This window comes from Streptomyces cyaneofuscatus, from assembly GCF_000718135.1.
In the GTDB taxonomy this organism is placed as follows: Bacteria; Actinomycetota; Actinomycetes; order Streptomycetales; family Streptomycetaceae; genus Streptomyces; species Streptomyces cyaneofuscatus.
In genome coordinates, this window is record NZ_JOEM01000036.1 from 59,428 (window position 1) to 69,170 (window position 9,743).

Sequence of the window (9,743 nt, forward strand, 5' to 3'; positions counted from 1 at the left end):
GAAGAGAAAGGCGCCGCTTCGCATGGCTGTTCTCCTGTACCGGCTCGGCCGGCTGTCCTTCCGCCGTCGAGGGCGGGTACTCGCCCTGTGGCTGCTGCTGCTCGCGCTGCTCGGTGGCGGCGCGATCGCCTTCAGCGCGCCCGCCACCACCGAGTTCTCCATACCCGGGACCGAGTCCCAGCAGGCCCTGGACTCGCTCGCCCGGGAGTTCCCGCAGGCGGGCGGTGCGACAGGCACGATCATCGTGGCCGCACCCGAGGGTGAGAAGCTCACTCCCGCCGCCGTGGCCCCGGTGGTCGCGGAAGCGGCCGAGGTGCCCGGTGTCCTCGCGGCCATCGACCCGTTCCAGGCCCGGGCGCTCTCGCCGGACGGACGTTACGCCCTGGTCCAGGTGCAGTTCGACTCGGTGGCCGACAGCGTCACCGACGCGCAGCGGGAGTCGTTCACCGAGGCAGGCGCGTCCGCCGAGGGGCTCCGGGTGGAACACGGGGGCGAGATCATGCGGGGCGCCCCCGAGATCGGCTCGACCGAGATCATCGGTGTCGGTGTCGCGGCGCTCGTGCTGGTCCTCACGTTCGGCTCGCTCGTGGCGGCCGGGATGACGCTGCTCAATGCCCTCGTCGGGGTGGCCGCAGGCATGGCCGGCCTCTTCTCCCTCAGCAGCATCGTCGAACTGACCAGCACGGCGCCCATTCTGGCGCTCATGCTGGGCCTGGCCGTGGGCATCGACTACGCGCTCTTCATCACCTCCCGCTACCGGCAGTACCTCGCGGACGGTATGGACGGGGAGGAGGCCGCCGGGCGGGCCGCCGGTACGGCAGGTTCCGCCGTCGTCTTCGCCGGTGCCACGGTCGTCATCGCGCTCGCGGGACTCGCCGTCGCCGGTGTCCCCTTCCTGACGGTCATGGGTCTCGCCGCAGCCGCCACGGTCGCCCTCGCGGTGCTGGTCTCCCTGACGCTGCTGCCGGCCGTCCTCGGATTCGCGGGCGTCCGTGTCCTGCCCCGCGCGCGGCGCACGCAGGACCGCGCGCCCTCGTCCGCCGGCACGGGGACGGCCTTCGGCTTCCGCTGGGGCCGGATCGTGGCACGGTTGCGCGTCCCCGTGCTGCTGGTGGGCGTCGTGGGCCTCGGCGCACTCGCCCTCCCCGTACAGGACATGCGTCTGGCACTGCCCGACGCGAGCACCGAAGCGGCCGGTTCACCCAACCGTGAGGCCTACGACCTGACGACCGAGGGGTTCGGCGAGGGCTTCAACGGTCGCCTCGTCGCCGTCGTCTCGGCTGTCGACGCACAGGCGACCGCACAGGCGGCCAAGGAGGCCACCGCGCTGATCTCGGACACCGACGGCGTCCTGGCCGTCGCCGCCCCGCAGCTCAATGAGCGGGGCACGACCGCCCTGCTGGCTGTGATTCCCAAGACGGGGCCCACCGCCGCCGCGACCGAGGACACCGTGCATGCGATCCGCGACCGGGTGGCGGGCGTTCAGGGCGCCGACATCGCGCTGACCGGGGTGACTGCGGTCGGCATCGACGTGTCGGAGAAGCTTGCCGCCGCCCTGCCGGTCTATCTGCTGCTCGTCGTGGGGCTGTCGGTCCTGCTGCTGATGCTCGTCTTCCGGTCGGTCCTGGTACCGCTGAAGGCCGCCCTGGGCTTCCTGCTCACCATCGGTGCCACCTTCGGTATCACCGTCGCGATCTTCCAGGAAGGGCATCTGTCGCAGCTGGTCGGCCTCGACACCCCTGGCCCGCTGGTGAGTTTCCTGCCCATCCTGCTGATCGGGATCCTCTTCGGTCTGGCCATGGACTACGAGGTCTTCCTCGTCTCGCGGATGCGGGAGGACTTCGTCCACGGAACCGAGGCGCGCCAGGCCGTCATCAGCGGCGTCGGCCACAACGCCCGGGTGGTCACCGCGGCGGCGATCATCATGACCGCAGTCTTCGGCGGATTCGTGTTCATGCACGACCCCGTGATCAAGTCCATCGGATTCGCTCTCGCCATCGGCGTTCTCATCGACGCCTTCGTCGTCCGCATGGCCTTGGTGCCCGCGGTCATGCACCTTCTGGGCCGCGCCGCCTGGTGGCTGCCCCGCACTGTCGACCGGGTCCTGCCCGACCTGGACATCGAGGGCGAGCGGCTCAACCGGGCGATTCCCGAGCAGCGACCGGAAACAGAGCTCGTGAAGTCCTGAGAGGGGGCCAGCGGGCCCCGCTGGGAACCACGGCGGTCGGGTGTGACCTGCGTGCCGCTGAGGAAGGGCCCTTCGCGTAGACACCGACACCGCCGGGCGACACAAGGAAAGGCGGCTCGCCGCAGGCCGACGAGCCCCCTTTCACGTTGTCCGGCGGCAGCCATCCCAGGCCTGCCGCTCGCCCGGGCAGTGGCCCATGGCGACACCTCCCCCGGTTCGGTACAGGCGTTTCCAAGACGCCGCAGTCCCCGGGCACCTCGGAAACTCGGTCGGCGCGAAGAGCGGACACGTGCCGCCCTTCCAGCCGGGTAGCGCCCGGCAACCCGACCTCGCGCAGGGGACTGGCTCGGACCCTCACGGTCGGAGCCACCTGCTCACCATGATCCGGGGGGGGCCGAGCCCGGAGGCACTGACTGACCGCTGACTGGGGGCGTGATCGTCTCGCTCAGCCAGGGGCTGCACGACCGGGCGGCGACGGTCAAAGCTTCCGGGTGGGCCGAGACGCAGCCGCCTGAAAGATGCGGTGGTGAAGAGCAGGAGGCCGGGGTTCTGAGCGGACCTCAGCAGGCAGGCCGCCGAGCAGGCTCTTTGTCGAGCCGACCGTCGATCCAGACGATCACGGTTCCCCCTCTTCGTAGCCCCCTGTGGCCTGCCCGCAACACCCTGCCGCGGAAACCCCACGCCGGCGACGGCGTTGCCGGGATGCGGAGATCCGGGACGTTTCGGAGGAGCAGGCGGTACGAAGCCGGGTTCGGGGGCAGCCGTATCCATGACGGGCCTTGCTCGTTGAGCAGGTATTAGCCAGGCCGACGGCGTGGGCCGGTGGCACAGGACAACTGGGGGTGCGCCGTGCGGCGGACAATTCTCGAACAGTTTCCGGCAGGAGATCCTCGCGGCAGCTGGGCGGCCGAGGAGTTCGCGGCCGCGCGCCGCGGGGAGGGCCTGGCGGCGGAGGTCGTGATGAACCTGGACCAGGACGTCTTCCTCGTGGTCGTCCCGCAGCAGACGGCGGACGCGGGGCGCTGAGAGGATGTCACGGCCTTCGGCGGGTGCCCGGCCTGACGAACCGGGCACCCGCCGAAGGCCGTGGACAGGCTCTAGCGGAGTGCGATCGCCGCGGCCGCCGCGCCCACCAGCCCCGCGTCGGTGCCCATCACGGCGGGCGCGACGGTGAGCCCGCGGACGAACGAGAGCGTGGCGTAGTCGCGCAGGCTGCGGCGCAGCGGCGCGAAGAGCACCTCGCCGGCGCCCGCCACTCCCCCGCCGATCACCGCGATGTCGATCTCGACCAGGGTGGCGGTGGCCGCGATCCCGGCCGCGAGCGCCTGGGCCGCCCGCTCGTACGAGGCGAGGGCGACCGGATCCCCGGCGCGCGCGGCGGCGGCCACCGCGGCGGCCGTGGTGTCGCCGTCCGGGCCGGGGAGCCAGCCGCCGTCCAGGGCGCGGCGGGCGATGTTCGGGCCGCTGGCGATGCGCTCGACGCAGCCGCGCGCACCGCAGGGGCACAGGTCGCCGTCCAGGTCGACGCTGATGTGGCCGATATGGCCCGCGTTGCCGGAGGGGCCCGGGTGCAGCGTGCCGCCGAGGACCAGGCCACCGCCGACGCCCGTCGACACGACGAGGCAGAGCGCGTTGTCGTAGCCGCGCGCCGCCCCCAGCCAGTGCTCGGCCGCCGTCATCGCGACCCCGTCGCCGACCAGCGCGACCGGCAGCCCGCCGATCGTCTTCTGCACCCGCTCCACCAGCGGGAAGTCGCGCCAGCCGGGGACGTTGACCGGGCTGACCGTGCCCGCGGCCGCGTCGACCGGCCCCGCGCTGCCGATCCCGGCGGAGCCCGCGCGCTCCCACAGCGGAGAGGCCGTCAGCTCGCCGAGCACCTCGTCCACGGCGCCCATCACCGCCTCGGCACCCTCCCGGGCGGGCGTCGGCCGCTGCGCCCGTACGAGGAGGTTCCCACCGCCGTCGACCAGCGCGCCGGCGATCTTGGTGCCGCCGATGTCGAGCGCGGCGACGAGGTCGGTATGCATCGGTGTGGCTTCTCCGGATGAGTGAAGGGCGGGACCTGCGGGTTCAGTCAATAGTCTGCACAGTCTCCATTGCGTTGACAACGTTGTCCAGGGCCTATGCTCGACGCCACAGCCTCCGTTCGTCTCCGCAGCAGGCTCCGCGGGCCGTCCGGAGGTGCCCGTATGCCGCCCGAATCGCCGACGTCACTGCTCTCCCCCGCCCGCTCACCCCGCCCGTTTACGACGACAGGACAGCGCACCGTGGACCGGACCACCCGTCACTCCGAGACCCGCTACGGCAACCGGCCGACCATGAAGGACGTGGCAGCCCGCGCCGGAGTGGGCCTCAAGACGGTCTCCCGGGTGGTGAACAGCGAGCCCGGCGTCACGCCCGACACCGAGCGCCGCGTGCAGGAGGCGATCGACGCGCTGGGCTTCCGCCGCAACGACAGCGCCCGGGTGCTGCGCAAGGGGCGTACGGCCTCGATCGGCCTGGTCCTGGAGGATCTGGCAGACCCCTTCTACGGCCCGCTGAGCCGCGCCGTGGAGGAGGTCGCCCGCGCGCACGGGGCCCTGCTCATCAACGGCTCCAGCGCCGAGGACCCCGAGCGGGAGCAGGAGCTCGTGCTGGCCCTGTGCGCCCGCCGGGTGGACGGCCTCATCGTGATCCCGGCGGGCGACGACCACCGGTATCTGGAGCCCGAGATCAAGGCGGGCATCGCCACGGTCTTCGTGGACCGCCCGGCGGGCCGGGTCGACGCGGACATGGTGCTCTCCGACAGCTTCGGCGGCTCCCGGGAGGGCGTGGCCCACCTGATCGCGCACGGCCACCGCAGGATCGGGTTCATCGGCGACCAGCCCCGGATCCACACCGCCACCGAGCGCCTGCGCGGCTACCACGCGGCCATGACGGACGCGGGGATCACCGTGGAGGACGGCTGGGTCTCGCTCGGCACCACCGACCCGGGCCGGGTCCGGGCGGCGGCCGAGGCGATGCTCGGCGGGCCCGAGCCGGTCACCGCGCTCTTCGCGGGGAACAACCGGGTGACGGTGACGGCGGTCCGGGTGATCGCGGAGCGGGAACGGCCGGTGGCCCTGGTCGGGTTCGACGACATCGAGCTGGCGGACCTGCTCGGCATCACCGTCATCTCGCAGGACGCGGCGGCCGTCGGCAGGACCGCCGCCGAGCACCTCTTCCGCCGGCTCGACGGCGCCGACCACGCCCCGGCGCGGGTGGAGCTGCCGACCACGCTGATCCCGCGCGGCTCGGGCGAACTGCCGCCCGCCTGATTCCACCCGGTCCCGGTCAAACCTCCGCGCGGAACTCCCGCGTCAGCAGCGCCAGGAGCCGTGCGGGCGCGTCCTCGGGGGTCGCGTGGCCCGCTCCCTCCACCCAGTGCAGCTCGGAGTGCGGGATCAGCGCGTGCAGCTGCTCGGCGAAGGGCGGCGGCAGGAACCCGTCCTGGCGCCCCCAGATGATCCGGGTCGGCACCGGCACGGACCCCAGCAGGTGCTGGAACTCGTCGGTGGCGGCCTGCTCCAGCTGCCGGTACTGGCGGTAGTACGCCGCCCTGCCCTCTTCACCGCGCCACGGGTCGAGATGGGCGGCCAGGACGTCCGGCCGGTAGCCGGAGTGGCTCGCGAACCGCAAGTGGCTCTCGGCCAGGGCCTCGTGCGCGTAGACCGGCAGCTGCTCGAAAAGGTGCGCGTTCTCCCGTACGAGCCGGAACAGCCCGGTTCCCCAGTCGCCGCAGCCCACCGCGTCCACCAGGGTGAGGTCGGCGTACCGGGCCCCCTCCAGCAGCAGCGCCCGCAGCGCCACGGCCCCGCCGATGTCGTGGGCGATCACCCTCGGGCTCTCCAGCCCCCAGTGGTCCAGGAGCCCGGTGAACACCCGGGTGTGCGCGGCCAGACGGAGATCCTGCCCCTCACGCTGCTCCGACTGCCCGAAGCCGAGCAGGTCGAAGAGGTAGACCTGGTGGTCCTGGGCGAGCGCGGGGGCGATCTCGCGCCAGATGCGGGACGAGAACGGAGTGCCGTGGAGCAGGACGACCGGGTCGCCCTCCCCCAGCACGTCCCACCGGACCGTCCCGTCCGGAGTCTCGAATGTCCTGGTCAGATCGCCGTTCATGACACGCCTCCTGAAGTCGGGTGCAGAACCCTGCCGGACTTTCGACGTTACCAGAGCGTCCCGCTTGACGGTAACGTTGGTAAAGTGAGGACCATGCGACGGAACCCGGCACCCGCGGAGCTCGAACCGGTCGAGGCGTTCTGCAACACGGCGACCCTTCTCCAGGGCGAGGACGAGCTCGCCCGGCCGGAGACGGCGGGCGGGTGGCTGCGGGCGCACGGCTATCCGGAAGCGGTCTCCCCGGCCGAGCTGGCGGCGCTCGCGGAGGCCCGGGAGACCGTGCGGGCGTTCCTCGTCGAGCGGTCCTCGCCCGTGAGGCTCGACGCCCTCAACCGGCTGATCCGCTCCGTGGCGGGCGCCCCGGTGGTCCGCCCCGACGGCACCTTCGCCCTGCGCCCGGCCGGTGACGGGCCGGTGGCGGACATCGTACGAACGGTGCTCGAAGCCCTGCTGCGGGACGGCCTGACCGGGCGTCACGCGACCCGGCTCAAGGCCTGCGCGGCGCCGGAGTGCCGCTGGGTCTTCTACGACCGGGCGCCGTCGTCGAACGGGCTGTGGTGCGACATGGACGTGTGCGGCGCCCGGCACAAGATGCGGGCCTACCGCGCCCGTACGGGCGCTGCCGCCCGCAAGGACACCTGAGGGGCCCGGGGCCGTGCGACCCGTGCCCGGGGCTGTTGGGGTGGCCGGTGAGCGCCTCGGGGCGTGGTGCCACCGGATCGGCGGGGGCGGTTCCTGACGTCGGCCGCTGACGGCCCCGGGCCCGTACGGCACCACGGCACGTTCCGGCTAGCTCGTTCGCCGGGCGGCCGGTCCGGATGGAAGGGGCCGTCGCCACCGTGGCGTCACGCGTTCCGCCCGCCCCGCCCCCGGTGGAGCGCGGACCGCGATTGCGCCGTCCCTCTCCCCTCCCGGGGCCGGTACGGCAACGGGCAGGGCGTCCAGAACAGGTGCGTACCCACGACTCATACGCCAACAGCCGTCACCGCGCCCCGTGGTCCCGCCGAGCCGGGGAGGAGACGTCTGCGGTGGCGGTCCGCGGCGATGGCGGCGGTGATGCTGCTGTGCGCGGCCCCGCTCGCCTCGGCGACCGGGAGGACGACGGACGGGGCGGCGGACGGACACCCGCCGGTGCGCGGTGCGGCGCCCCTGTACGTCTCCGACTACGCCGACAACGACGTGCTGCGCGTGCCGCCGGGCGGCGGCGAGCCGACCACGGTCGCGGCGACCGGCCTGACCCGTCCGACCGGGATGGTGCTCGACGCCTCGGGCGACCTCTACATCGCCGACACCGGCAACAACAGGGTCGTACGGGTGCCCGGGGACGGCGGCCCGCAGACCGTCGTCCCGACCACCGATCTCTCCCGGCCGATCGGTCTGGCGCTGGACACGGCCGGGACGCTCTACATCTCCGACAGCTTCAACGACCGCGTGGTGAAGATCCCCGCCGACGGGAGCGGGCAGGTCACCGTCCCCACCACCGGACTGCTCCACCCCAACGGGCTGGCGCTGGACGGCGCGGGGAACCTGTTCATCGCGGACTTCGTCAACGACCGCGTGGTGCGGATCCCGGCCGACGGCGGTCCGCAGACGACCGTGCCCACCAGCGGCCTCTCCCAGCCGACCGGACTCGCCTTCGACCGGCACGGGGATCTGTTCGTCTCCGACAGCGGGAACGACCGTGTGGTGGTTCTGCCGGCAGGCGGGGGACCGCAGCGGACCGCTCCGGTGACCGGGCTCAACTCCCCGTACGGTCTCGCCTTCGACCCGGAGAGCACGCTGTACGTCGCGGGCTTCAACAACGACCGGGTGGTGAAGCTGCCGATGCGCGGTGGCCAGCGGACCCTGCCCGTCGCGGGCCTGCACGCCCCGGCCGGACTGGCCGTACCGCAGCCGGGGCGCGACGCCTACTGAGGGGTTCTACGGAGCGGTGACCGTCAGGTCGCCCCGGCGCGGCGAGGCGAACGCGTCCAGGTCGGCGCGGGTCAGGCCGGTCAGCCGGGCGACCTCGGCGGTGTCGAGCGCGCCGCAGTCGATGCCGCGCAGCAGGTAGCCGCTGAGGGCCTTGGCGGTGGCGGGCTCGTCCATGACGTCACCACCGGCCTTGGCGACGTACGCGGCGAGCCGGGCGGCGGCGGGCTCCAGTCCCTCGCGGTAGAAGGTGTACACGGCCGCGTAACGCGTCGGCAGGTGCCCAGGGTGCATGTCCCAGCCCTGGTAGTACGCGCGGGCCAGAGCGCGGCGCGTGAGGCCGTAGTGCAGCCGCCAGGCCTCGTGGACCTGGGCGGTGGGGCCGACGGGCAGGACGTTGGTCGAGCCGTCGGAGACCCGTACGCCGGTGCCCGCGGCGGCGACCTGCATGACGGCCTTCGCGTGGTCGGCGGCCGGGTGGTCGCTGGCCTGGTAGGCGGCGCTGACGCCGACGCAGGCGCTGTAGTCGAAGGTGCCGTAGTGCAGCCCGGTCGCCCGGCCCTGGGCCGCGTCGATCATGCGGGCGACGGCGGCGGTCCCGTCGGCGGCGAGGATGGACTGGCTGGTCTCGATCTGGATCTCGAAGCCGATGCGCCCGGCGTCGAGGCCGTGGGCCTTCTCGAAGGCTTCGAGGAGCTGGACGAAGGCGGCGACCTGCTCGGGGTACGTCACCTTCGGCAGGGTCAGCACGAGGCCTTCGGGGAGCCCGCCCGCCGCCATCAGCCCGGTGAGGAAGACGTCGGTGGTGCGGATGCCGCGGTCGCGTACGCCGCCCTCCATGCACTTCATCCGGATACCCATGTACGGGGCCGCTGTGGCGTTCGCGTACGCCTCGGAGACCAGGCGCGCGGCGCGGGCGGCGGCCTCGTCCTCCTCGGCTTCCGGGCGGGGGCCGTAGCCGTCCTCGAAGTCGATGCGGAGGTCCTCGACCGGCTCGCGCTCCAGCTTGGCGCGTACGCGGTCGTGGACGGGGCCCGCGAGCTCCTCGGGGATGCCGAGGACGGCGGCGAAGGAGGCGGCGTCGGGGGCGTGTTCGTCGAGGGCGGCCAGCGCCTGGTCACCCCAGGAGCGGAGGGTGCCGGGCTCGAAGACATCACCGGGTACGTAGACGGTGTGCACGGGCTGGCGGGTGCCGGGGTCTCCTGGGTAGCGGCGGGCGAGCTCCGCGTCGACCGCCGTGAGGGAGGCGCTGATCTCCTCGCTGACCGTGCCGGCGAGGCTCGTTGCCACCTTCTCCTGCTGACCCATGACCGTACCCTCCACGCTCTCACTGTTTCCGCTTCCCGGAATCAACAATCCGTATAGTGAAGTTATAAGGCCGCTGGATCTGCGTCAATGGTCGCCTGGAACGGCGCTGGGCCGCGCGGTGGGGTGCACCGTGCGGCCCAGAGTCATGTCGCTCAGGGGGTTCAGCCCTTGCGGGTGTTGATCTCTTCGGTGAGCTGGG

General features: G+C 72.7%; 8 protein-coding genes. 5 read left to right on the forward strand and 3 right to left on the reverse strand.

Going from position 1 to position 9,743, the window contains the following annotated elements; all coding sequences use genetic code 11:
* Positions 1-22 precede the first annotated feature (22 nt).
* Positions 23-2,188 (forward strand): MMPL family transporter, encoded by a 2,166-nt coding sequence (locus IF17_RS0134940; RefSeq protein ID WP_030575071.1) that lies wholly within the window; start codon positions 23-25, stop codon positions 2,186-2,188.
* 822 nt (positions 2,189-3,010) lie between these two features.
* Positions 3,011-3,214 carry a hypothetical protein gene (locus IF17_RS1000000139135; protein ID WP_143660243.1) on the forward strand — a complete coding sequence of 68 codons (204 nt, stop codon included), beginning with the start codon at positions 3,011-3,013 and terminating at the stop codon, positions 3,212-3,214.
* A gap of 71 nt (positions 3,215-3,285) precedes the next feature.
* Here IF17_RS1000000139135 and IF17_RS0134950 read toward each other — a convergent pair whose 3' ends face one another.
* Positions 3,286-4,215: an ROK family protein gene (locus tag IF17_RS0134950; RefSeq protein ID WP_030575073.1), complete on the reverse strand. Its 930-nt coding sequence runs from the start codon at positions 4,213-4,215 to the stop codon at positions 3,286-3,288.
* Between the two features lie 240 nt (positions 4,216-4,455).
* Between IF17_RS0134950 and IF17_RS0134955 the strand changes: the two genes are divergently transcribed.
* Positions 4,456-5,484 (forward strand): LacI family DNA-binding transcriptional regulator, encoded by a 1,029-nt coding sequence (locus IF17_RS0134955; RefSeq protein ID WP_030575075.1) that lies wholly within the window; start codon positions 4,456-4,458, stop codon positions 5,482-5,484.
* Positions 5,485-5,500: 16 nt separating this feature from the next.
* Here IF17_RS0134955 and IF17_RS0134960 read toward each other — a convergent pair whose 3' ends face one another.
* Positions 5,501-6,325, reverse strand: a complete 825-nt coding sequence (locus IF17_RS0134960; RefSeq protein WP_030575077.1) for an alpha/beta fold hydrolase — start codon at positions 6,323-6,325, stop codon at positions 5,501-5,503.
* A gap of 93 nt (positions 6,326-6,418) precedes the next feature.
* On the opposite strand from IF17_RS0134960, the gene IF17_RS0134965 reads away from it, so the two are divergent.
* Both IF17_RS0134965 and IF17_RS0134970 read left to right on the forward strand, forming a co-directional pair.
* Positions 6,419-6,967: a CGNR zinc finger domain-containing protein gene (locus tag IF17_RS0134965; RefSeq protein WP_030575081.1), complete on the forward strand. Its 549-nt coding sequence runs from the start codon at positions 6,419-6,421 to the stop codon at positions 6,965-6,967.
* A gap of 402 nt (positions 6,968-7,369) precedes the next feature.
* The gene (locus IF17_RS0134970) at positions 7,370-8,239 is read left to right on the forward strand and encodes an NHL repeat-containing protein (RefSeq protein WP_030575083.1); all 870 of its coding nucleotides are present in this window, start codon (positions 7,370-7,372) and stop codon (positions 8,237-8,239) included.
* 6 nt (positions 8,240-8,245) lie between these two features.
* Here the strand turns inward: IF17_RS0134970 and IF17_RS0134975 are convergent, their stop codons facing one another.
* On the reverse strand, positions 8,246-9,544 hold the full coding sequence (locus tag IF17_RS0134975) for a DUF6986 family protein (protein ID WP_030575085.1): 1,299 nt from the start codon (positions 9,542-9,544) through the stop codon (positions 8,246-8,248).
* Between the last annotated feature and the right edge of the window lie 199 nt (positions 9,545-9,743).

Bases quoted from the DNA above. Each gene is read 5' to 3' on its own strand.
- IF17_RS0134940 (WP_030575071.1), top strand. From the start codon at position 23: ATGGCTGTTCTCCTGTACCGGCTCGGCCGGCTGTCCTTCCGCCGTCGA.
- IF17_RS0134950 (WP_030575073.1), bottom strand. From the start codon at position 4,215: ATGCATACCGACCTCGTCGCCGCGCTCGACATCGGCGGCACCAAGATC.
- IF17_RS0134975 (WP_030575085.1), bottom strand. From the start codon at position 9,544: ATGGGTCAGCAGGAGAAGGTGGCAACGAGCCTCGCCGGCACGGTCAGC.
- IF17_RS0134970 (WP_030575083.1), top strand. From the start codon at position 7,370: ATGGCGGCGGTGATGCTGCTGTGCGCGGCCCCGCTCGCCTCGGCGACC.
- IF17_RS0134960 (WP_030575077.1), bottom strand. From the start codon at position 6,325: ATGAACGGCGATCTGACCAGGACATTCGAGACTCCGGACGGGACGGTC.
- IF17_RS0134965 (WP_030575081.1), top strand. From the start codon at position 6,419: ATGCGACGGAACCCGGCACCCGCGGAGCTCGAACCGGTCGAGGCGTTC.